We start from the raw sequence: 21,815 nt of genomic DNA on the forward strand, positions 1-21,815 counted from the left end.
AAACAAGGGAGCTTTCATGGTGACGATCGCTGATGTCGCAGAGGCCGCTGGTGTCTCGATCTCAACTGTTTCCTATGTCATGAGCGGCAAACGCACGATCTCACAGGACACCAAGGAGCGCGTCGAGGCCGCCATCGACAAGCTGGCGTACAGCCCGCACGCCAGTGCGCGTTCGCTCGCGTCCCGTTTGACGAACGTCATCGGCCTGCAGGCGCCGCTGCGTGCAGGCGTCGACGTGAACGTCATCATGGAGATCGTCTCGGGCGTCGTGAAGGAAGCCAGAGAGAACCACTACGACATCCTGCTGCTCACCAGCGACGATGCCGAGGGACTGGGCCGCGCCGCGCGAGGGTCGATGGTTGATGCCCTGATGGTGATGGATATCGAATCGAATGACCCGCGCATCGCGACGCTGCAGGAGCTGTCGACGCCCAGCGTTCTCATCGGCCTCCCCGCCGGCGCAGACGACCTCCTGTGCGTCGACTTCGACTTCGCGGCCGCCGGTCGGCTGGCCGCCACACGCCTGGCCCGGCTCGGGCACCGACGCGTTGCACTGTTCGGCGCATCCGCCGAAGTGCTGCAGCGGCACACCTCGTACGCCGAGCGTTTGAACGACGGATTCCTATCGGCATGCCGGGAACTCGGCGTGACCGGCAGCGTACACGCCTGCCCCAGTTCAGCGGATGCTGTCGGGGTCGTAGACGCCGTGCTGCAATCGGATGCGGAGATCACCGGCATCCTGTTTCACAATGAGGCCGCGCTCTCCCACGTCGCCGGTCATGTGACGGGTCGCGGACGTGATGTCATCGCACTGAGCCCGGCGCATCTGGTGCGAGATATGCCTGGGCTGCTCGACACGATCGACGTGCCGGCGGCTGAGATCGGCGCGAGCGCAACCCGCGCGATCCTGGCCGTGCTGGGCGACGAGAAGCCCGAGCGGGTGCAGCTGCTCGCCCCGACGTTCGTCTCGGGCGTGGATCTCTCCAGCACGGAGTTCTGAGTGCGAATCGATCCAGAAGGCCGCACGGCGCAGGGCATCACCGGTTTCCTCAGCTTCGTGGCGCTGAACCTGCTCTACCTGCTGCTGTGTCTGCCCATCGTCACCATCGGAGCAGCCACCGCGGCGCTGTACCAGGTGACGATCCGCTACTCGGATGATGAGAGCGGACGCCCGCTGAAAGACTTCTTCCCGGCGTTCATTCGCAACTTCAAGCCCGCCTCGCTGCTGGCTCTGGTGTTGCTGCTGCCAGTGCTCCTGCTGCTGGCAGTCGCGGTGTTCTGGTCGGGCTCTGCCACTGTGGTCGGAGGTGTCGCCATGGTCATCTCGATCATCGCGGCGTTCTACCTGTTCGCGGCGTTCTTGTTCGCCATGGCGCTCACCGGCGTGTATGAGACATCGTTCCGCCAGACCGTGAAGAATGCGCTGCTGCTGCCGATGGCGCAGCCACTGCGAACGATGGGAATCCTGTTGGTGCCGGCGGCGCTGATCTGCATCACCGTAGTCATTCCGATGTTCGGAGTGATCCTCGCCACGGTCGGTTTCTCGGTGGGCGCCTACGTGACAGCGTTCCTCTTCCGCAGCGCCTTCGCCCGCCACACTCCCGGCGCCTGAGCTCGCCCGCGGCTTCGGCCCCGCCCGATGCCCGCGCCTTCGGCCCCGCCCGATGCCCGCGCCGGTGCCCGCACGCTTGGGCGGACTTCGCACTCATGGGCGGAGGATTCCTCAAGATTCCTCCGCCCAAGCGTGCGTTCTCCGCCCGAACGGGTGCCCGGACACGGCACCGGGACCCCGAACGGATGCCCGGACACGGCACCGGGCCCGGGGCGCTTGCGCACTCCGGGCCCGGTGCTGCTGCTACTGACTACTCGGTGAACTCAGCGGCGACCGCCTCGCGCTGCTCGTTCTGGTCCTTCGCAGTCGCGAGGTCGACCTCGAGCACTTTGTCGTAGCCGAGGCCGGACGCGGTCTTCTGCAGGTCGGCCCAGATCGTGTCGAACTGCTCATCGCTCTCGGCGAAGACCGATTGCCACGAGGCCTGCACGATGATGGTCTTGACCTGGTTGCGCAGCGTCTCGATCTCAGAGTTGTCGGCCGGAATCGTATAGCTGGCCCCTGGCGCGACAAGCAGCTGGTCGTTGTCTTCCAGGTACTGCATCGTGGTCGTGGCACCGCCCATGTGCTCTGCCCAGTCGTCGGTCAGCGGGTTGGCTGTCTGCTCCTGGTAGGTCTCCCAGAGCTTGTAGCTGTACGGGAAGCCGGTGTCAGGATCGGTTTCGATCGGCAGGACGACGCTGATGTTCAACGTCGAGGCGCCATCGAGGTAGCTCCCGCCGCCGCCCCATTCTTCCGGCACCGTCGCGTCGCCTTCGAGAAAAACTTCCTTGCCGAAGTCGGTGAGTTCCGGCTTGCCGTCCGCGTTCATGTCCCAGGTCAGCCCCTGCGGACCTGCCGCACCCATGGTCTGACTGCTGTTGGACAGCGAGCCCTCGGCGGAGTACAGCCAGTCGATGAACGCCGCGATGCGCTCCGGGTCCTCAGCCTGCGACCCGATCGCGAGCACCTGCTTGCCGCCGTATGCTTCGGCGCCGTAGGAGAAAATCTCCTGATCCTTGAGCGGGGCGATCATGAAGCCCTTGCCCTCGGCCATGTTGCTGTCGGTGTTGTATGCCGACTGCCCGAGCCACGGCCACCAGGTGAACAGCACCTGACCGTTCTGCATCTTCGAGAACAGTGTGTCGTAGTTCTGCGTCGTCGATTCAGGGTCGACCAGGCCGAGCTTGTTCGCTTCGTAGAAGAAGTTCAACACCCGCTCGTACATGCCGTCATCGTCGAGGATGCCCTCGTAATCCGAGCCGTCGGCCTTGGCGAGCGCGAATTGGACCTCGTCGTAGCCGTAGTAGGTGATGGGCTGCTTAGCGTTGTTCATGAAGTTGCCGTCCCAGTCCTTGAACAGCGACAGGGCGTAGACCTTCTGACCGTTCGGCGCGGTCGGCTCGAGATCCTGCATCTCCTTCAGAATGGGCAGCAGATCCTCGAGGGTGTCGATTTCCGGGTAGCCGAGCTCGCCGTAAAGGTCCCACCGCAGGAATGGCCCGAACGTCGGATCGATGCCCTCGGAGGGCTCGGTCGGCAGCAGACTGGATACCGAGCTCGGGAACGCGTAGACGCCGTCTGCGCTCGCGTTCAGATTCTCGACGGCGGCGTCGAAGCGAGCCGCGTTCTCCATAGCCGGGTAGTAGGCGGATGCATCCGCTACCAGCCCGCCCTGGATCAGCTCGTCGAGCTTCTCGCCCTTGTCGGTGATGATGAGGTCGCCGAGGTCGCCAGCAGAGACTCGGGTGTTGTAGAGGGTGTCGCCGCCGCCCGCGACGTTCGGGGCGATGATGTTCAACTCCATGTTGAACTTGTCCTTGACGATCTTCGCGAACCATCCTTCTTGGATGCCCATGTAGTTGGCCAGGCCATCGAAGACGTCGATCGTGATCTCTTCCTCCCACTGCGAGGGGAAGGAATCGATGGCCTCGGCTTCCGCCTTGTCGTCACCTCCGCCCGTGCATGAGGTGAGCATTCCCGCGGCGACAAGGGCCACTACGCCCGCTGCAACTTTCCGCTTCAGCTTCATTGCTTTTCCTTTCTTATGGATGCGAAGACGCGTCAGCCCTTGACGGCGCCCAGCATGATGCCCTTCACGAAGAAGCGCTGGAACAGGGGGTAGATGAAGATGATCGGCAGCACCACGAGCACCGAGACCGTCATCCGAATCGAGGTCGGCGTTTGCGAGGTGGCAGCTCCGACGATGGCGCCAAGGTTTCCGCCGGCGTTTTGCGCCGCCTGGGCGAGGCTGGATGCCTGATTGATGAACATGTAGAGCAGGTACTGCAACGTGTACAGACTCTGGTCGGTGATGTAGATCAGGGTGTCTTGGAAGCTGTTCCACTGCGCCACTGCCGCGAAGATCGCCACGGTCGCCAGGATCGGCGTCATGTTCGGCAGATAGACCTTGAAGAAGATCTGTACGATGTTCGCGCCATCCAACTCGGCGGCTTCCTGCAGAGATTCCGGCATCGACTCGACGTAGGTCTTGACCAGGATGATGAAGAACGGCTGCACGATAAATGGCAGCACATAGACCCAGAAGTTGTTCGTCAGTCCGAGGTTCTTCATGATGATGAACACCGGGATCAGGCCAGCGCTGAAGTACATCGTGATGATGACGGAGCGGTACCAGAACTGGCGTGCCCACATGCGACTCTGCGTGAACATGAAGCCGAGGAAAGCGGATGCCAGCACCGTGGCGACTGTGCCGATCACTGTGCGCGCGACGCTGACGATGGCTGCCATCCCCAGCCCGTTCAGATTGAAGACGTCCTTGTAATTCTGCAGGTGGAAGCCGATCGGCCACAGTCGCACATCGCCGAGCGCGGAGACGTCGTTGGCACTGACGGAGTTGATGATCAGGTAGTAGAACGGGTAGGCGCAGATCACCACGAGCAGCCCGAAGACCGTGTAGTTGATGATTGCGAAGAGCACGTCCCCGCCGCTTTGGTGCGACGTCTTGTGCGACAGCGCAGCGTTGTTCTTCAGCGGACTTTTGAGCGTGGGAGCAGTGGCGAGACCGGTCATGTGCAGATCCCTCTCAGACGATCGCTTCGCCGCGTACACGCTTGGCGATGCCGTTGACGGTGAACAGGAGGATGACCGAGATGATGCTCTTGAGCATGCCGATCGCGGTTGCCATCGACAGGCTGTTGCCGGTCATGCCGATGTTGTAGACGTACAGGTCGAGCACCTGAATCCATTGCATGTTGAATGCGTTCTGGAAGACGAAGTACTGCTCCATGCCGTTGTTGAGCAGGTTCGCAACCGACAGCAACAGCAGCACGAGGTAGGTCGGCATCAGCGCGGGCACCGTGATGTACCACATGATCTGGAAGCGCCCGGCGCCGTCGATTCGAGCCGACTCGTACATCGAGGGGTCGATTCCGGAGACGGCAGCCAGGTAGATGATCGCGCCCCAGCCGAGCCCCTTCCAGACGCTCCACAACGTCATCACGATCCAGACGTTGTCGCTCGTGTCGAGAAACTTGAGCGGCGCGGTGATGAGGCCGAAGTCCGAGAGCACGTTGTTGACGAGGCCGGAGCTCGAGAACAGCGAGAAGGCGATCATGTAGACGAGCACCCACGAGATGAAGTTCGGCAGTGTGGTCAGCGTCTGCACTGCGTTGCGGAACCACTTGGCGCGCACTTCGTTGAGGAACACCGCGAACGCGAGCGGGAGGATCGAGGTGAGGATGCCGAGGAAGCTGATCGCCAGGGTGTTCATCAGCACCTGGCCGATCTGCGCCATCTGCGTCGGCGAGCTGACCAGCATCCGGAACCACTGCAGCCCGACAAACTCGCTGCCCTCAAGACCCAGTGCGGGCTTGTAGTCGAACAGCGCGTAGATCCAGCCGTACAGCGGGAAGTAGCTGAACAGGAACACCAGCACCAGGAACGGCACGATGACCAGGAACATCCCGTATGACTTCCGACCGCCAGACCGTTTCTGCAGGCGCTTCTTTGCGCGCGGCGAACGCTCGCTCTTGTTGTCGAGCTGTTCAGCCACTGTCCTCGTGACCGTCGTGGGCATCGTCATCGTCTACCGCCTCTGGGGGCAACAATCGTCATCGAATCTCCACTCACCTCGGGTCATTGAGGGCGTTTCGGAATGCGGCAGAGCATTCGAAGTCGAAACGCTTCGACCGAGAGTATCCGCTCAGGCCACGATCCGCAATCCATCAGGCGAAGCGTTTCGAATATGGCCCGGTTTTGCGATACGGTAACCGTCGTGCCACTGACTGATATGCCCCTCGATGACCTTCGCTCCTTCCGCCCGGATGTCGCCGAGCCGAGCGATTTCGATGACTTCTGGAGTGCCACTCTCGCTTCGTCGCGCGCGGCGGGGCCAGAGGCGCAACTCGCGGCTGCGGAGACTCCGATCAGTCAGTTGACCGTGGAGGATCTGACGTTCTCCGGCTTCGGCGGTGAGCCGATCCGCGCGTGGGTCACTCGCCCACGCAGCGGCGAGGCTTTGCCTGCCGTGGTGGAGTACATCGGTTACGGCGGCGGCCGCGGCATGGCCGGCGAACGCCTGCAGTGGGCCAGCGCCGGATACGTGCATGTGCTGATGGATACGCGAGGGCAGGGTGCGAACTGGGGCTCTGGCGGCGATACGCCCGACCCGCACGGCTCGGATGGCGCATCGACCGGATTCATGACTCGCGGCATTTTGAATCGCGACGAGTACTACTACCGTCGACTGTTCACCGATGCAGCGCTCGCGGTCGACGCTGTGCGCTCGCTCCCGTTCGTGGATGCTGCGCGGGTCAGCGTGACCGGAACCAGCCAGGGCGGCGGCATCGCACTGGCCGCGGCAGGTCTGCACCCCGACGTGTTCACGGCGATGCCCGATGTGCCGTTTCTGTGCCACTTTCGGCGTTCGGTCGAACAAACGCCAGAGCATCCGTACCGCGAGATCGAGCGTTACCTCGCCGTGCACCGCGATCGTATCGACCAGGTGTTCGAGACACTGTCGTACTTCGATGGAGTGAACTTCGCCCGCCGCATCACCAAGCCTGCGCTGTTCTCGGTCGGGCTGATGGACGCCATCGTGCTCCCCTCGAGCGTGTACGCCGCATACAACCATCTGGCGTCAGCGGATGCCTCGATCGAGGTCTATTCGTTCAACGGACACGAGGGCGGTCAGCACGCCCATTGGCTGCGCCAGACGCAGTGGCTCGCGGAGCGCCTCGAGGGCTGAGCGCGTCGTGGCAGCGTTCCTGCGCGAACGCGGCAAGAGGAATCGACACGAATATGTCGATTCGTCAGATTGTCTCTTTCGTTTCGTCCCGCGCTCCGCTAGTGTGGCGAACATCTGAACTGCTAGATAGTGAGTGCCGCTGGGAATCGGCACACACAACGTGATGTGGGATTACGTAGTCGAGCAGCATCGTGAAGTCTGCGGTGACAGATAACCCGTGCGTGTGGGACGTGCGGTCAGGGGATAAAACTGGGGAAATAATGTCGCACTGGGGATTTTTGCGTACATTCACGGCTTGGGGCCGACGGGTATGACATCCGTCGACGATGCCCTGAGCTTGACACGCGTCGAAACGGCCGTTTTCACGGCATCTGTTCCGCGCGCTGTCCGGACCGAAACGACCACGGTGTTCACACCGCGCGTTTCGGCGACACTGGAGCGCCGTCAGCAATGGGAACGGGCGTACCGCGCCCGTCTCGGGCTGACGGATGCCGCTGTGATCGCGATCACCGTCGGTGTCGCATCCAGTGTCCTTCTCCAGTATGGTGAGCCGCTCACGGGCGCCGCGATGCAAGGGACGCTGCTGGCAGTCGCATGGTTCGTCATGCTGCTGACCACGCGCACCCGCAACGCGGCACTGTTCCGCTCGAGCGCTGAGGAGTACCGAGGCATCGCGCATGCCTCTGGACTCGCTGTTGGCATGGTGGCGGTAACCGCCTTGCTGCTCGGCTGGGACTCAATGCGGCTCATCGTGCTCGTCTCCCTCCCCGCAGGCGTGCTCGGCCTGTTGATGAGCAGGTGGTCATGGCGGCGCTGGTTGAGCAACCAGCGCCGTCATGGCTACTTCACCTCGCGCACCCTCGTCGTGGGCAACCGCGACGACGTCGACTACGTTGTGGATGCGCTGCATCCGATCGGCACCGCCGGATATCAGGTCGTTGGTGCGACTCTGCTCGACGGTAACGCCCGCGAGCTACATCTCGACGGCACCACCATTCCGGTGCTGGGCAACGTCACCTCGGTCGCGAATGTCGCGCGTCAGATCGAAGCCGACACGATCATCGTGGCCGGTCGTCCCGAAGGCGATCCCGACTTCGTCAAGAACCTCAGTTGGCAACTAGAGGGAACGGCCGCAGAGCTGGTGCTCTCGAGCCGCCTCGCCGACGTCGCAGGGCCGCGACTGTCGTTCGCACCGGTGGATGGCCTGCCGCTGATCAAGGTGCAGATCCCGACCTACGAAGGTGCCAAGCACCTGCTCAAGCGCGCTCTCGACATCGCAGTCTCCGTGCTCGCGCTGATTCCGATCGCGGTGATCACACCGCTGCTCGCGCTGCTGATCAAGCTGGATTCTCCCGGCCCCGTGTTCTTCTTCCAAGAACGCGTGGGTCGGGATGGGGAACGATTCCAGATCGTCAAGTTCCGGTCGATGCACGCGGATGCCGAACGGAAACTCGCCGCCTTGAAAGCGAACCATGACGGCGCTGGCCTCCTGTTCAAGCTGAAGGACGACCCACGCGTCACCCGCGTCGGAAAGGTGCTGCGCAGACTGTCGTTCGACGAGCTGCCGCAGTTCTGGAACGTGCTCGCTGGCGAGATGAGCGTCGTCGGCCCGCGCCCGCCACTGCCAAGCGAGGTCATCGCCTACGACGGAACCGTCTCGCGCCGGCTGTACATCAAGCCCGGAATCACTGGACTCTGGCAGGTATCGGGTCGCAGCGATCTGAGCTGGGACGAGAGCATCCGTCTCGACCTTCGCTACGTCGAAAACTGGTCAGTGATGACCGACCTGCAGATCATGTGGCGCACAGCCAAAGTGATGGTCGCTCCGACGGGAGCGTACTGATGACTCTTCTGAACAGCGACCGATTCGTGGGTGGCGGAGATCGGGCGGATATCGCGGTGATCGTCGTGACGTACAACAGCGCCGACGACATCGACGGGCTCATTGCCTCGCTCCGAGCAGAGACGGCGGATCTGCGCCTGCGTGTGGTCGTCGTCGACAACTCCCCTTCGGAGGGGACGCTCAACCGCGCGCGACGCCATAATGACGTCGTCGCGGTAGCGACTGGAGGAAATCTCGGCTACTCCGGCGGCATCAATGTCGGGATGGAGCACATCGGGGACGCAGATGCGATCCTCATACTCAACCCCGACCTGCGGGTGGAGCGCGGCGCGATCCGCTGCCTGTGGGACACATCCCGAGCCAGTTCCGATGCCAGCATCGTCGTGCCTCGCATCGTCGACGACCACGGCGAAGTGAGAAACTCAATCTTCAACGAACCGGGTGTTCTTCGAGCCTTTGGAGACGCGGTCCTAGGTCCCCTCTGGCAGTCCCGCCCGCAATGGATGACCGAGTGGGTTCGTGGCTCGGAGGCGTACTCGCGATCGCACGCAATCGACTGGTCGACTGGTGCTGCGCTGCTGATTCCCATCGAGATCGCTCGGGCCGTAGGCGAATGGGACGAGCAATTCTTTCTTTACTCGGAGGAAACGGATTACTGCCGCCGAGTGCGGGACCTCGGGTATAAAGTGCTGTTCGAGCCCGCGGCGGTTGTGAACCACAGCGAGGGCGGTTCTGGTACCTCCGTCGATCTCGCTACGTTGCTGAACGTCAACCGCGTGCGGTACATGCGCAAACACTCTCCGAATCGAGCCGGCACCTATCGTGCGGTCGTCCTGCTTGGGGCCTGGCTGAGGAGCACACGCAGCGAGTCAGCATCCGCCACAGTTTCCGTGGTCCGCGATGAGGGACGCTGGAGCGCCCTTCCTGCCGCAACATGGTACGGGGAACCATCTGGCAGGCGACGATCATGATCCTTCGCTGACGAAACTGCCGTGATCGAACGCACGCTCACTACCTGGCCGTGATGCTGGGGTACGACTCTACTGGGAGGGAAGAGGATGGGCGAAACAATCACAACCGACGCTCACGGCGCCGCGAAGCACGAAGATTCCGGTCTCTCGTGCGACCATATCGTTCTGCAGGGGGTCCCCTTCGCGACGATCGGCGGGCGGGCTGTGCACCTCACGGTCGCAGAAGAGGCCATTGCGATCATCATTCGCGCTGCCACCGCGACCGGCCGCGACGTGCCGTTGGGAGTGGCATCCATCAACCTCGATCACGTTCATCACTTCGGCACTCGCGCCGATCACGTGCCCGTGGCCGGCTACCCCGATCATCCGAGCATCGCCTGGCTGAATCTCATCGATGGCGCTCCGATCGCCGCGCAAGCGACGCGACTATCCGGTGCAGAACATCCACGACTCGCCGGCAGCGATCTCACGGCTGGAATCCTTGATGAAGCATCAAGGCTCGGACTCTGCGTCGGAATCGTCGGTGGCTCGATTGAACTGACCGGAGCGTTGCGCGACCGGCTGACCGCCGATTGGCCTGGCGTCCATTTCGCCGGTCACTGGGCACCAGAACGAGAGGTTTTCGCCCAGCCAGAGGCCGCGCGTGCCCTCGCGCTCGATGTTGCGAATGCGAGGCCCGATATCCTCTTGGTATGTCTGGGCAAACCTCGCCAGGAGCAGTGGATCGACGCGTACGGCAAAGCCACCGGTGCCGGCGCGCTGCTCGCCTTCGGCGCGGTCGTCGATTTTCTCGCCGGCCGAGTGAACCGGGCACCGACATGGATCTCCCGTGCCGGCATGGAGTGGGCCTGGCGGCTTGTTCTCGAGCCGCGTCGCCTCGCCCGCCGATACCTCGTCCAGGGACCGCGCGCGTACCTGACCGTGCGTCGTTCAAGAAGCGACCATGAACATTAGCGACGAAGAGACTCCCTCCGACGAGACCTTGCCAGAGGGTCGTTCACTGACCCGCGGCATGAAGATCGTGATCGCCGTCGTGATCGCGCTCGTCGTCGTCGGCGCAGTCACGATCGTTTGGCTGTTCTCCGGTGACGTCGCAAGCACCCCGAATGCAGACGGCTCATCGACCTCTGAGGCCGGCAACTCTCAGAGCGCGGCGACCCCTGGCACGAAGGCGGGGACGCCTGCGACCCCTGGCACGAAACCGGGGGCAACGGCGACGCATGGCCCGAAACCAGGGGCAACACCGACCACAGGCTCCGAAGTCCTGGCGCCTACCGAGCCGCCGGGCTACACCCTCCCCCCGATCACCCCAGAGCCGCCCCTGCTGCAGGGACCGCTGCCGGAGACGGCGAACGCGGAGGATAGCCTCGTCGATGGGTATCCAGAGCAGCCGATGGGCCCGGTGACAGAATCGAGGATTGTGTCCAGCTCAGTTGCCAGTGACGGTACCAGACTGCAGGCCACGCTGGTGGCTGTATCCGACTCATCCAAAGCGGCGATCGCGAACCACTATCGAACACTGTGGGCCTCCCTCGGCCTGCAAGATCAAAGTACGGACGACGCCACCGTCGTCTACTCGGGGGCGTACGAATCTATAACGCTGTCGTTCGGCTCGACCGGCACAGGAGTGCGCTATCTCCTATTCGGAACGTTTCGAACGGACTGACACGCGTGTATATCTCGCTCTCCAATACACCCGCACCAGACGACGACCCCGCCTCGCAGCCGTCGGCTGCGCCGACGGGGGTACGCACGGTGTCATCGACCGTTGTCAGCTTCGGCATCGTCTCGATGCTCACGGACATCTCGTCCGAGTCGGTCGCCGCAATCCTGCCGATGTACGTCACGGGTGCGCTCGGGCTGTCGATGATCGCCTACGGGTTCATCGACGGGATATACCAGGGCATCAGCGCCGTCGCACGCATCGCCGCCGGATACAGCTCCGACCGGCTCGACCAGCCGAAGTGGGTAGCGTTCGTCGGGTACGCTCTCGCCGCCGTCGCACGCGTAGGTTTGCTGTTCGCGACTGGCTTCGGCGCCATACTTGCAGTGATCTCCGCCGACCGCATTGGGAAGGGCATCCGCACCGCACCACGTGATGCAGTGATCACCGCATCATCACGGCCAGAGAATCTCGGCGCGTCCTTCGGCGTTCATCGGACGCTGGACAACATCGGGGCGGCTTTGGGCCCGCTGATGGCGTTCTTCATCCTGATGCTGGTCCCCGACGGCTACCACGTCATCTTCATTGCTTCGCTCGCGTTCGCCGTCGTGGGCGTCGTCGCGCTCGGCCTGTTCGTGCCCAACGTGCGCCCGCAGGCCATCGCTCACCAGCGCACGTCGGATTCCGCTGCTCCCCGGCAACGTTTTGATTGGGCCGTGATCACACGCGGACCGATCCGACGCGTGCTCGCAGCAGCCGGCATTCTCGGGCTGCTCACGATCGGCGACGGATTCGTCTACCTCGTCCTCCAGGACCGCAGCGATTTTGCTGCGCAGTGGTTCCCTCTTCTCTACGTTGGCACGAACGTCGCATTCCTCGCACTGGCCGTTCCGCTAGGGCGTCTGTCCGACCGAATCGGTCGCAGCAGAGTGTTCGTCTTCGGACATTTCGCACTGCTCGCAGCGTACGTCGTAGCGGTCCTGCCCATCGCGGATCTCGGTGCCACACTGACTGTGCTGGCATGTCTGGGCGCCTTCTACGCCGCGACGGATGGCGTGCTCGCTGCCCTGGCGGCCGAACTCACGACTCCGTCCACGCTTGGGACGGGGATCGCCGCCGCGCAGACCGTCGTCGCTGTCAGCCGTTTCCTCTCCGCCGCTGCGTTCGGTGTGCTCTGGTATGCGCTCGGCCGGGAGACGTCGATGTTCATCGTCGCCGGGCTTCTCGTAATCGCGATCCCGTTGGTCGCGCTGCTACTACGGCCGTATATGCGTGCGCCGCACCGGGATGCTACGGCATGAGTCTGCGTGTGAAATGGCTCGTAATCGCTCTGCTTTCCTTCGTGATGCTGAGTGCGACAGTCGCGGTCGGAATCGTTGCCTGGGCGAAATACGAGCAGCGGCAAGACGCGCCGATCGCTGTGAGCATCCAGGCACCGGGCGACACCGCGGACGATGATCGGATTGTGTTCCGCAACACCGCCGACGGTCAGGGGTACGGGACCGTCGGCAGCGTGCCGCTGGGCGCCCCCGATGGGCCGCGCACCCTTACCGGCATCGCGTGCGACCGCGTCGATGCCACCACGGCGGCGATCGTATGCCTCCGGTCCGAGCGTGGGATCACGCCGACTTACACCGGCACGCTCTATGGCGCCGATGGCGCCGAGCAGCTGAGCTGGCCGCTTTCCGGAATCCCGAGTCGTGCCCGTTTCTCACCCGATGGCGCTCTCGTAGCAACGACTGCGTTCGTCACCGGGCATTCCTACGCCACGGTTGGCTTCTCAACTGAGACCGTGATCCGCGACACCGCCAGCGGGGCCGATCACGGCAACCTCGAGGAGTTCGCTCTCTTTATCAATGACGAACCGAGCGCCCCTATTGACCGGAACATCTGGGGCGTCACGTTTGTCGACGATAATCGGTTCTACGCCACCGTCGGCACCGCGGGGCAGACTTACCTCGTCGAGGGCGATCTTGGTCAGCGCACGCTTCGCTCCATCGCAGAAGGCGTCGAATGCCCGTCGCTTTCCCCTGACCAGACGCGCTTGGCATTCAAACAGGTCACCGCCGACTCGGGGGTGAGCGTGATCTGGACTCCTGCGGTGATGGATCTGGCCACTGGCAAGGTCGAGGTCCTCGACGCAGAGACGCACAACGTCGACGACCAGATCGCCTGGCTCGACAATGAGACCCTGCTATACGGGCTGACGAACGACACGGTAGGCGACTCCGACGTCTGGTCCCTGGCCGCAGACGGCAGCAGCCAGCCGGAGATCCTCATCGAGCACGCGTTGTCGCCGTCCGTGGTGAAGGCAGGATGACAGCTCAGTTCGACTGCGTGCTCGCACGGGCGGCGTGAGCGCGACGGCGATCCCGATACAACACGATCGACCACGCGAGCGCCGCGCCGATCATTGCACCCAGAGTGTTCGAAATCACATCGCGCACGCTCGCCACTCGCTCGGGAACCACCAGTTGCACAACTTCAACCCCGGCTGAGATCACCAATGCGAGGACGATTCCGTACCAAGGGTGGCGGAACAACAGCGTGAGCAAGAAGCCCAGCGGTGTAAACATCAGGGTGTTCGCACCGAACTCGACCCATCCTGCGCCAAAGGATGTCCAGCCGAGCTCTGAGCGCATCCATCCCCATATCGCCACGACGATCTCCGAGTACGAGACCGGCAGCAGCACGAGGACCGCGACGATCGCCAGGTACACTCCCAGCGACCACACCACCCACCACCGTCCCTGGAATGCCGCCATAGCTCGTCACCGACCCACAGCGCTATGTGGCGCTACGGCAGCTTTCGTGAACTGATCCGCGACCGCGATCGTTCGTATGGCCGCGGCGAGACCGAGGAAGAGCACAAGCAACCCCGCCGCGATTGGGAAGCTGAGCCCGTCGAAAAACAGGAACAGCACGGCGAGTGTGATGATTCCCGAGTTGATCGCGCCCGCCAACATCTTCGTGTCTGCGTACCGGGAACGGCGGATGGCGAACACAGCGCTCCACACGCCAGCGGCCACCAGACATAGAAAGGCAAGCGTCCCGAGGATCCCCACTTCGATGATCAGTCCCGCCCACTGGTTGTCAAAGATGTAGTAACGCGAGGTGAACGTTCCCCAGCCATCCCCAATGAGCGGCGAGGGCGAGAGGAAGTCCGGGATACGCTCCAGCCCACCGGTTCGCGACTGCGCGCTCGGGTCGCTTTCGGCTTCAGTGAACAGCGCGATCGTCGCATTCCACATTCCTGGAGCGACGATGATCACTACCACGACCGCCAGGAGTCCACCGAACGCTGCTCCCCACTGGTAGACCTTCGGCAGCACGGGCGCGACGAATACGAATGCGACGACAATGCCAATGAACGCCGAACGCGACACCGAGACGAGAAGCGCGATCATGATCAGCGCGACGATAATCCACCAGCGCAAACCGACCCGAGACTGCTTCCGAAAACCGGCGGCGACGACCATGACGAGCGCGAGCGGGAGCGTGGCGCAGAGCGCCGCGATGAACTCCAGCGGGTGCGTAGCCGTTCCCGCAGCGCGCACGAAGTCGCCGCGACTGTCGATTCCTCCCCAGTCGTAAGTCAGGCCAGGAATATTGGCCACCCACTCCAGCAGACTCGATCCGGTCGCGACCTGCGCAAGTCCCAACGCGGAGATTGCACCAGCGCTGACGACGAGGACTCGAACGATCCTGATCATGTCGTTGTGTGTTCGGATACCATCCATCGCGACGAGCGCGACCCCGGCCCAGGATGCGAGCCGCACCACAGCGGTAATCGCGGGGCTCACCTGATCGGCCGGCTGCCCGCGCAGCAGGGCTGCAGCGAAGCCGACTAGCACCAGCACCGTGAACACGACGAACATCCACCTCACCGGCTGATGCGGAGGCGGCACATCCTCCGCCGCCCGCTGTAGTCGGCTCAGAGCCCACCAGAGCAACAGCACCAACCCCCACAGCTGAGATGGTCGTCCCAGGGCGCCCAGACCTGTGATGGTGAAGTTAGATGGGATGGCAAAAAGCAGCACTACGTATACGGTGAGCATGCCCACTGGCTTCCACCACCGGTTTTCCCACGCACCTCGGTGCATATGCGCAGCGATCGGTGGGAATGCTGACCCTGCCATCAATCACCTCTGGGCGCGTACCGGACCGGTGGATCATCAGCGTCGACGATCTCCTTGTCTACGAACGCATCGTCGTCGGTTTCGTCATCGCGGGGCGACTGGGCGTCCGACTCGTCGTCGATCCCGTCCACATCGCCATCGGGGACGGACGAGGCGTCGCTCGACCGGCGCCTCCTCCTCGTGAGCACTCCGTCGACACCGCCTGCCACGAGGACTGTCAACAACAACAACCCAAGGCCGCCAGCCGCGGTCATGAGCACCCGCTGGCGCTCCTTGATCACGCTGACGTCGGGCATCGAGATCGTTGTAATGTCGACACGGTCAGACGCAGGGACGTCCTGCTGCGCCTGCAGTTCATTCAATGTCACCGTAGCGAGTTCGATCACCTCATCGAGGCTCTCAGACGCCTCAGCGTCGCTGTTCGCCGTGACGGTAGTAAGGACGACCGGGCCAGACAGCGAGGCATCCCGCAAGATCGTGACCTCTACTCCCCGCTCACGGTACTCAATCAGTAGATCGTCCGAGTTCACGGCCCGGACGAGAACATCCGCTACCGGCGCTAACCCGCCCAGATACAGATACCGATTCGTCGCGCCTTCGGGAAGCGCACCATCCCCTGGCAGAAGCAGCTGCGTCGCTGTGCGCTCGTACTCAGGTGACACAGTGAACCACAAAGCCCCCGAGACAAGGATCGCGAGGATGGCACCGGGAATGGTGATGTACCACCGTCGCCACAAGCCTCTCAAGACGTCCAAGATATTCATTCGGTCGATCCCCCTACAGCTGCCAGACGTCGGGCAGCCTTCGTGCGTGCATTCTTTGCACGCATCCAATCAATGATCCATGCCGCACCGGCGCCGACGATCAACCCCACGGAGAGCATTGCGGCGGTCGCGATCAATTGCTCCCGTCGTGATGGTTCGATGTAGGCGATCTCTCGGGTGAGCGGCTCGACGTGTACCTCGAGCTGATCCTGCTCGGAAACGCCGAGCATCCGTTGATTGTCAGCGGCCGTCGCCTCGATCTTGCCCAGCGCGAGTTCTTGATTTTCCTCGACCCATTCCGCAGTGCGCCCCACGATCTGCACTTCGATCACCGCCGAACTGATGCTGGACTGCCACTGATTTCCCTCATCGCGGACCGTTACGACGACTGCCTCGCGAAGGCCAGCACCATAGATCGGCGCGTCGATGTGCGAGTAATACTGGGACTCCGTCGTGTGGCCGTTCACCTGCGAGGCGACCGAGGCCGCAAGCGTAATGACACCGCCATCCTCGGTACCGTTATAGGGCGTGGCAGTGCCCAAGCCCTGCCAAGTAAACGAGACGAGGGTGCGTGACGTATAAATACCACCATCTCGAACGAACAGCACGGTCATGAGCACGGCGATTCCCAAGGCCGCGAGCATCACAATCCAGTACCGCCGCATCAAGCGCAGCAAGTCAGTCAGCGTCACAGCCGCTCGCTTTCAGATCCCCGAAATGCCCATGCTAGCGATAGTGCCTGGATCCGCGCTGTGGCCTGCATGTTCGCCGATAGGATTGACCTGACGCACCCGACACATGGAAGCGAACAGCGATGCACCCATCGACCGCCACGCGGCGCGCGCTCGCCTGGTACCGCGACCGCAGCGACCGTCGAGTTCGCAGCATCCCGGCCATCCGCCCGCGCAGCGCTACTGCGACACCGTCGGTCTACTATCTGGTACCGCACAGCAGCAGTCCTCAGGGCGGCATTCGCGTGGCCTACCGGCACGTCTCGCTGCTGAACTCCATGGGCATCCGCGCCGCGATACTGCAGACGTCGGCCACCCGGCCGGCATGGTTCGCCAGCGACGCGCCCGTCGTGTCGTACGGCGCAATCGACTTCCACGCCGACGACATCCTCGTCGTGCCGGAGTTCTACGGCCCTTCCATGGCAAGCATCTCCCCTGAGGTACGGGTACTCGTCTTCAATCAGGGCGGGTACATCACCTTCGATAGCCTCGACCTCGACGGCACGGAACCCGGCGCACCCTATCGGTCGATCAAGCGACTCGAAGGCATCATGACGGTGTCGCGCGACAGCGCGGAGCTGCTGAGGCTGTCGCATCCAGATGTCAAGCTCGACATCGCCCGCCCCGTCATCGATCCGGTGATCTTCCATCCCAACGGCCGCAGCACACGTGACGCCTTCTCCTTTACGACGACGAGGCGCGCTCAGGAGCGCAACCAGATCTTGCACATCCTCCGCGCCAGAGGGAGTCGATGGTCGCCCATCGCGCTGCGCGGGCTGACAGACACTCAGGTCGCCGAGTCGATGCGCAGCACTCCGATCTTCCTGAGCCTCAGCGATCGCGACGGGTTCGGTCTTCCGGCTGCTGAGGCGATGGCCTGTGGATGCTTCGTCATCGGTTACCCGGGCGGCGGCGGTGGTGAGTTCTTCGATCCAGCACACAGCGCACCCATCGCCTCGACCCACGATGCCGTCATGGCCCTGGAGACGGCCATGAGCGCACCGCCCGACACACTCGCTGAACAAGGTGCGCGCGCTTCCGCGACGATCCTCGCACACTACAACGATGAAGGACTGAAGCTCGACCTCACCCGGATCTTCTCGCGGCTGGTGTGATCTCACACCGGCCGCTGAGCCGTGTGAGCAGCCGCCACGTCCAGGGCCGCAAGGATGCGGCTGGCTACTCCCTGCCAGGTGGCTGTCGCAGAGGAGGCCCGACCGATCACGCCGCGGCGCTGGGCTTCTCGCGGGTCCGCGAGCACCAGCATGGCCCGCAAGATCGCATCGTCATCGAATGGCGATACCACGATCGCCCCCTCGCCGAGGAGTTCTCCAGCACCACCTTCTGATGTCGCGATCACGGGGAGCCCCGCGGACGCTGCTTCCAGGTACGCGATCGGCGAGGGATCGAACCTGCTCGGCAGTACGAAGGCGGTTGCCTGCTGCAGCAGGTCATCGAGGCCCTGCTGGCCCGCGGGGTCATCTCGGGCGAGTAAACCGTGGTCGATGACCCCAGGCTCCTCAATTTTCGGATGGATCCCGACGAGATGCAACAGAGCATTCGGATGCGTGCGCCGGACCTCGCGGAAGGCCCGCAGCACCGCTTCGCCATTCTTGCGACGCCAATCGATGCCCACGAACAGGAACGTCGGCGTGGACCAGTCACGCACCGCCGGATCGACGCCGGACCGAACGCGGTGCCCCATCCCAACCGTCACGACTCGCTCGGCAGGGATCGCGTAGTCGTCGCGCATGGCCCGACCGGCCCAGCCCGTGCTGACACAGTTCACCGTAGCCGCCCTGCTCGATGCCTGCTGCGTCGCGATCCACCGGATCACGTCCGCTTCGCGAAAACCCGCATTGCTCGTGTCGGATTCGGGATGCGCCCACATGGTTGCCAGCGTGGCGTCGTCGTAAGTGGCCACTGGGACGGAGAGTCCAAGATCGCCCAGCTCGTAACAGTCGCTGCCTACCGCGATCGCGGCGTCGAACGGACCCAGCTGCACCAGCTGACGTCGGAAGGTCCTGCGGCGGAGCCCTCTCTTGAGTGGGCTCCGCTCTGCCGCTGTGACATCGCGCGTGGTCGCCCGTGCGAGCACATGCACAATGCGGCGGATCGCGGGATGCACCGCATAGCCGATCTCGGTCACCTCGATGCCGAGCGAGCGTAGCGCGGTTACCAGACCGAGCGGGGTACCCGACCAGTCCTGGTTCGTGATCGGCCCTCGTGATGGATGCAGGAATGCTACCCGCAGGCCCCGCGCTCCGCGCTCCCCCGCACGTGATGTGTGAGTTGTCATGTCGCTCAGATCCCCCTCAGTCGCCAGCGCCACCAGCGCACCCGGTCATTCACGGCACGCGTGAGCCGGCCGACGACGGGGTCAATTCGATCGCCAAAACCGCGCCGCGCCGCAACGAGTGCATTCAGTTCCCGCCCAACGACCATTCGCCGCCACTGCGGGTGAACGACGTCTGCGAACATCGTGCAGGCCTCCAGCTCTTCGTGATTTAGAGCGCTTCCGTCACGGAGTGAGGAGCACGCCCAGCTCAGCGCTTCATGCGCCAACCGACGCCCCATCATCGCCCGGAGGCGTGCGATGCGCTCAGGTGGCTGCGCGCATCCGTCGAGGAACGATTCGTAGGCAGCCCGCCGCTCCTCGAGATCCACGATGGGGCTGGCGAACGTGGTTTGCATCATGCTGGCGCTATGGACGCGTCGGAACGCCTGGTCCGGCCCATGAACTCGCGCGACGGCTGTGACATCGGCAATCCGCAGCCACATCTCGAGATCTCCCGAGTGCGGCAGCTCGGGGCGATACCAGCCGACCTGACGATGCACGCTCGTGCGCACGACCGCTTCCGGGCTGTAGATGATGCTCAGACCTCTATAGAACTGGTGGTCCATCCATCGTTTCCCCGACCACACTGTGCTCGTCATACGCCGCGCCGAGTGCACAACGGGCTCGGTCTCGAAGGCTTGGGGATGACCGTAGACGAGACCAACCTCCGGGCGGCGCTCCATGATTGCCGTCGCACGCCCCAGCGCTCCTGGCGCGAGCATGTCGTCCGCCGACAGGAGCACGACATAGTCACTCGTGGCGCTTGAAAGGCCCTCGTTGTAGGTGCGAATGTGTCCCAAGTTCTTCTCATGAACGATCACCCGTACGCGCGGGTCGGCCGCCGCGAGCCCTCGCGCGACCTCGGCGCTGTCGTCCGGCGATGCGTCGTCGATGATCAACACCTCAGCCGCGACGCCGTCCTGCGTCAGGATGCTCGTGACGCACTCCGGCAGATATCGGCCGTAGCGGTAGCAAGGCACGACGACAAGGACGCTCGGCAGCGCCGCATCCTTCAGATTCGAGTGTTCACTCATTCCGACTCCTGTGCGATTTGCGATGTCTTATCGGGCGTGGTGTTCCTACGGCGGCGGAAGATCCTGCTCCCCACGAGTTCCCATGCCTCGGCGAACGTCTGCGGGAGCACGATTCGCACCCCTAACAGGTGAACGGCTACCGTGGCGATCCCCGCGACCGCCATGATGAGCAGCGACGATGCTGCAGAGGAAGGGAGCAACGCGTCGAGGCCGACAACGATGCCGGCGCCCACCGTGGCCGAGACCGCGACAATCAGCAGCGGCAAGGCTGACAGCCCGGCGATCCGGCGCACCGAAACCCCCAGAAGATGCCCGACTATCCAGAATCTGGCGATCGTCGCGGCGAGAGCGACTGCCGCCCATCCCCACACCACGGCGTCCAAACCGAAGCGCACCAGCGCGAGGGTGAGGCCGAGCTGCGATACTTCGACTCCGACGGCGTAGATCAGCCAGCGTCCTGGCCGCCCCAAACCATAAAAGAGGCCATGATCCAGGGTTGCCGTCAGGCCAAGCAGGCCTGCGACGGCGAGTGCGATCGTCGGCACGATCGCCTCGTCCCAGTTCGACCCGAACACGAACGGGATCACAAATGGAGCGAGGATCGCGAGGCAGGCAAGCGCTGGCGCGGTGACGACGTAGAACAACCGGACAGCTCGCGCGTATCCCGCGACGACACGTGAGGAATCCTCTCGCACCTGCGCGAACGCCACGGTAACGACGGGTGCGATCGCCCCACCAGTCAGGTCGCGGACAGTCTGCACCAGTCTTTGAGCGATGCTGATCTGTCCGAGTGCGCCAGCGCCAAGTTGGCGACTCACCACGGCGTTCTCCACCCATAGCCTCGCCAGAGCGGTGAAGTCCACCGCCATGACGTTCGTGCCGAAGCCAAGCATTGTCGGCAAGCTGCGGATCGAGAGCCGAAGCTTAGGCCACCATCGCGCACTCACCCAAGCGCACACGAGGGTCGCGGTCTGAGCGACGAGGATCTGCGCGACCAACGCCCAGACACCACCGCCCGTGAACGCGATGACCAGCGCCACAGCCTGCCCAAGAAGTGCGGACACGGCGCCTTGGATCGAGAGCAACCTGAATCGCATGCCGCGACGCAGCAGAGCCGTCGGCGTTGCAGCGAGCGAGACCAGGAGAACCGCTGGCGCCAACGCGAAGATGATCGGCGTTGCGGCGGGTGTGCCGAACAGAGCCGCGATCAACGGGGCGAGCGCGGCGAGGCCGGCAGCGAGCACGACACCGATCACCGTCGACGCCCAGAACGCCGTCGTCGTCTCGCGCGGCGTGAGATTCTTTGCCTGCACGATATACGTGGTGAATCCTAGATCGGCGATGAGATACACCATTGACAGCACTGACAGCGCGATCGCCACCAGGCCGAAGTCTGCCGGCAACAGCAGTCGGGCGAGCACCGCCACAGTGACGAAGGCGCTCAGCCGCACAACCCAGCTCTGCACTGTCAGCCACATCGCACCGGACGAGGCCCGGCGCGAAAGCGACTCCTCCGCCTGAACGACCATCAC

General features: G+C 63.5%; 20 protein-coding genes. 10 read left to right on the forward strand and 10 right to left on the reverse strand.

Features of this window, described 5'->3' with window-relative positions:
- Positions 1–16 precede the first annotated feature (16 nt).
- A complete protein-coding gene (locus AC1C2Q_RS04570; protein WP_495429860.1) occupies positions 17–1,000 on the forward strand; it encodes a LacI family DNA-binding transcriptional regulator in 984 nt (327 codons plus the stop codon).
- Complete coding sequence (locus tag AC1C2Q_RS04575) at positions 1,001–1,612, forward strand: DUF624 domain-containing protein (RefSeq protein WP_495449160.1); 612 nt, start codon at positions 1,001–1,003, stop codon at positions 1,610–1,612.
- Between the two features lie 250 nt (positions 1,613–1,862).
- On the opposite strand, the gene AC1C2Q_RS04580 is transcribed toward AC1C2Q_RS04575, so the two are convergent.
- Genes AC1C2Q_RS04580 through AC1C2Q_RS04590 form a run of 3 tightly spaced genes read right to left on the reverse strand, consistent with a single transcriptional unit; the run spans position 1,863 to position 5,636 of the window.
- On the reverse strand, positions 1,863–3,623 hold the full coding sequence (locus tag AC1C2Q_RS04580; RefSeq protein WP_495449161.1) for a type 2 periplasmic-binding domain-containing protein: 1,761 nt from the start codon (positions 3,621–3,623) through the stop codon (positions 1,863–1,865).
- A 32-nt stretch (positions 3,624–3,655) separates the two neighbouring features.
- Positions 3,656–4,624: a carbohydrate ABC transporter permease gene (locus AC1C2Q_RS04585; RefSeq protein ID WP_495449162.1), complete on the reverse strand. Its 969-nt coding sequence runs from the start codon at positions 4,622–4,624 to the stop codon at positions 3,656–3,658.
- A gap of 13 nt (positions 4,625–4,637) precedes the next feature.
- A complete protein-coding gene (locus AC1C2Q_RS04590) occupies positions 4,638–5,636 on the reverse strand; it encodes an ABC transporter permease (protein WP_495449163.1) in 999 nt (332 codons plus the stop codon).
- A 192-nt stretch (positions 5,637–5,828) separates the two neighbouring features.
- Between AC1C2Q_RS04590 and AC1C2Q_RS04595 the strand changes: the two genes are divergently transcribed.
- The 7 genes from AC1C2Q_RS04595 (at position 5,829) to AC1C2Q_RS04625 (ending at position 13,597) form a co-directional block, all read left to right on the forward strand.
- Positions 5,829–6,800 (forward strand): acetylxylan esterase, encoded by a 972-nt coding sequence (locus tag AC1C2Q_RS04595; RefSeq protein WP_495449164.1) that lies wholly within the window; start codon positions 5,829–5,831, stop codon positions 6,798–6,800.
- Between the two features lie 310 nt (positions 6,801–7,110).
- A complete protein-coding gene (locus tag AC1C2Q_RS04600) occupies positions 7,111–8,643 on the forward strand; it encodes a sugar transferase (protein WP_495449165.1) in 1,533 nt (510 codons plus the stop codon).
- Entirely contained in the window at positions 8,643–9,614 is a 972-nt protein-coding gene (locus AC1C2Q_RS04605) for a glycosyltransferase family 2 protein (protein ID WP_495449166.1), read from the forward strand. Before AC1C2Q_RS04600 ends, AC1C2Q_RS04605 begins: the two co-directional genes overlap by 1 nt.
- 87 nt (positions 9,615–9,701) lie before the next feature.
- Entirely contained in the window at positions 9,702–10,568 is an 867-nt protein-coding gene (locus AC1C2Q_RS04610; protein ID WP_495449167.1) for a WecB/TagA/CpsF family glycosyltransferase, read from the forward strand.
- Positions 10,558–11,280: a hypothetical protein gene (locus AC1C2Q_RS04615; RefSeq protein WP_495449168.1), complete on the forward strand. Its 723-nt coding sequence runs from the start codon at positions 10,558–10,560 to the stop codon at positions 11,278–11,280. The genes AC1C2Q_RS04610 and AC1C2Q_RS04615 overlap by 11 nt, the downstream gene beginning before the upstream one ends.
- 5 nt (positions 11,281–11,285) lie before the next feature.
- Positions 11,286–12,578 (forward strand): MFS transporter, encoded by a 1,293-nt coding sequence (locus AC1C2Q_RS04620; RefSeq protein WP_495449169.1) that lies wholly within the window; start codon positions 11,286–11,288, stop codon positions 12,576–12,578.
- Entirely contained in the window at positions 12,575–13,597 is a 1,023-nt protein-coding gene (locus AC1C2Q_RS04625) for a TolB-like translocation protein (protein WP_495449170.1), read from the forward strand. Before AC1C2Q_RS04620 ends, AC1C2Q_RS04625 begins: the two co-directional genes overlap by 4 nt.
- A gap of 4 nt (positions 13,598–13,601) precedes the next feature.
- Here AC1C2Q_RS04625 and AC1C2Q_RS04630 read toward each other — a convergent pair whose 3' ends face one another.
- The 4 genes from AC1C2Q_RS04630 to AC1C2Q_RS04645 all read right to left on the reverse strand — a co-directional run bounded on the left by AC1C2Q_RS04630 (position 13,602) and on the right by AC1C2Q_RS04645 (position 16,872).
- Positions 13,602–14,042 carry a VanZ family protein gene (locus AC1C2Q_RS04630; protein WP_495449171.1) on the reverse strand — a complete coding sequence of 147 codons (441 nt, stop codon included), beginning with the start codon at positions 14,040–14,042 and terminating at the stop codon, positions 13,602–13,604.
- 6 nt (positions 14,043–14,048) lie between these two features.
- A complete protein-coding gene (locus AC1C2Q_RS04635) occupies positions 14,049–15,335 on the reverse strand; it encodes an O-antigen ligase family protein (protein WP_495449172.1) in 1,287 nt (428 codons plus the stop codon).
- A gap of 80 nt (positions 15,336–15,415) precedes the next feature.
- Positions 15,416–16,180, reverse strand: coding sequence for a hypothetical protein (locus AC1C2Q_RS04640; RefSeq protein WP_495449173.1), 765 nt, complete (start codon positions 16,178–16,180; stop codon positions 15,416–15,418).
- A complete protein-coding gene (locus AC1C2Q_RS04645; protein WP_495449174.1) occupies positions 16,177–16,872 on the reverse strand; it encodes a hypothetical protein in 696 nt (231 codons plus the stop codon). The genes AC1C2Q_RS04640 and AC1C2Q_RS04645 overlap by 4 nt, the downstream gene beginning before the upstream one ends.
- Positions 16,873–16,994: 122 nt before the next feature.
- Between AC1C2Q_RS04645 and AC1C2Q_RS04650 the strand changes: the two genes are divergently transcribed.
- On the forward strand, positions 16,995–18,026 hold the full coding sequence (locus tag AC1C2Q_RS04650; protein ID WP_495449175.1) for a glycosyltransferase: 1,032 nt from the start codon (positions 16,995–16,997) through the stop codon (positions 18,024–18,026).
- Between the two features lie 2 nt (positions 18,027–18,028).
- Here the strand turns inward: AC1C2Q_RS04650 and AC1C2Q_RS04655 are convergent, their stop codons facing one another.
- From AC1C2Q_RS04655 to AC1C2Q_RS04665, 3 genes are read right to left on the reverse strand one after another with little or no spacing between them, the layout of a single operon-like run.
- A complete protein-coding gene (locus AC1C2Q_RS04655; protein WP_495449176.1) occupies positions 18,029–19,210 on the reverse strand; it encodes a glycosyltransferase family 4 protein in 1,182 nt (393 codons plus the stop codon).
- A gap of 5 nt (positions 19,211–19,215) precedes the next feature.
- Positions 19,216–20,283, reverse strand: coding sequence for a glycosyltransferase family 2 protein (locus AC1C2Q_RS04660; protein ID WP_495449177.1), 1,068 nt, complete (start codon positions 20,281–20,283; stop codon positions 19,216–19,218).
- Positions 20,280–21,812, reverse strand: coding sequence for a lipopolysaccharide biosynthesis protein (locus AC1C2Q_RS04665; RefSeq protein ID WP_495449178.1), 1,533 nt, complete (start codon positions 21,810–21,812; stop codon positions 20,280–20,282). The genes AC1C2Q_RS04660 and AC1C2Q_RS04665 overlap by 4 nt, the downstream gene beginning before the upstream one ends.
- Positions 21,813–21,815: the final 3 nt, after the last annotated feature.

Source organism: Microbacterium sp. Y356 (assembly GCF_059445355.1).

What these genes read in the sequence shown, in the direction of transcription:
- AC1C2Q_RS04600 (WP_495449165.1), top strand. Translation starts at nt 7,111, where the DNA reads ATGACATCCGTCGACGATGCCCTGAGCTTGACACGCGTCGAAACGGCC.
- AC1C2Q_RS04615 (WP_495449168.1), top strand. Translation starts at nt 10,558, where the DNA reads ATGAACATTAGCGACGAAGAGACTCCCTCCGACGAGACCTTGCCAGAG.
- AC1C2Q_RS04630 (WP_495449171.1), bottom strand. Translation starts at nt 14,042, where the DNA reads ATGGCGGCATTCCAGGGACGGTGGTGGGTGGTGTGGTCGCTGGGAGTG.
- AC1C2Q_RS04650 (WP_495449175.1), top strand. Translation starts at nt 16,995, where the DNA reads ATGCACCCATCGACCGCCACGCGGCGCGCGCTCGCCTGGTACCGCGAC.
- AC1C2Q_RS04640 (WP_495449173.1), bottom strand. Translation starts at nt 16,180, where the DNA reads ATGAATATCTTGGACGTCTTGAGAGGCTTGTGGCGACGGTGGTACATC.
- AC1C2Q_RS04635 (WP_495449172.1), bottom strand. Translation starts at nt 15,335, where the DNA reads ATGCTCACCGTATACGTAGTGCTGCTTTTTGCCATCCCATCTAACTTC.
- AC1C2Q_RS04660 (WP_495449177.1), bottom strand. Translation starts at nt 20,283, where the DNA reads ATGAGTGAACACTCGAATCTGAAGGATGCGGCGCTGCCGAGCGTCCTT.
- AC1C2Q_RS04610 (WP_495449167.1), top strand. Translation starts at nt 9,702, where the DNA reads ATGGGCGAAACAATCACAACCGACGCTCACGGCGCCGCGAAGCACGAA.
- AC1C2Q_RS04570 (WP_495429860.1), top strand. Translation starts at nt 17, where the DNA reads ATGGTGACGATCGCTGATGTCGCAGAGGCCGCTGGTGTCTCGATCTCA.
- AC1C2Q_RS04625 (WP_495449170.1), top strand. Translation starts at nt 12,575, where the DNA reads ATGAGTCTGCGTGTGAAATGGCTCGTAATCGCTCTGCTTTCCTTCGTG.
- AC1C2Q_RS04665 (WP_495449178.1), bottom strand. Translation starts at nt 21,812, where the DNA reads ATGGTCGTTCAGGCGGAGGAGTCGCTTTCGCGCCGGGCCTCGTCCGGT.
- AC1C2Q_RS04590 (WP_495449163.1), bottom strand. Translation starts at nt 5,636, where the DNA reads ATGACGATGCCCACGACGGTCACGAGGACAGTGGCTGAACAGCTCGAC.
- AC1C2Q_RS04605 (WP_495449166.1), top strand. Translation starts at nt 8,643, where the DNA reads ATGACTCTTCTGAACAGCGACCGATTCGTGGGTGGCGGAGATCGGGCG.
- AC1C2Q_RS04585 (WP_495449162.1), bottom strand. Translation starts at nt 4,624, where the DNA reads ATGACCGGTCTCGCCACTGCTCCCACGCTCAAAAGTCCGCTGAAGAAC.
- AC1C2Q_RS04655 (WP_495449176.1), bottom strand. Translation starts at nt 19,210, where the DNA reads ATGACAACTCACACATCACGTGCGGGGGAGCGCGGAGCGCGGGGCCTG.
- AC1C2Q_RS04580 (WP_495449161.1), bottom strand. Translation starts at nt 3,623, where the DNA reads ATGAAGCTGAAGCGGAAAGTTGCAGCGGGCGTAGTGGCCCTTGTCGCC.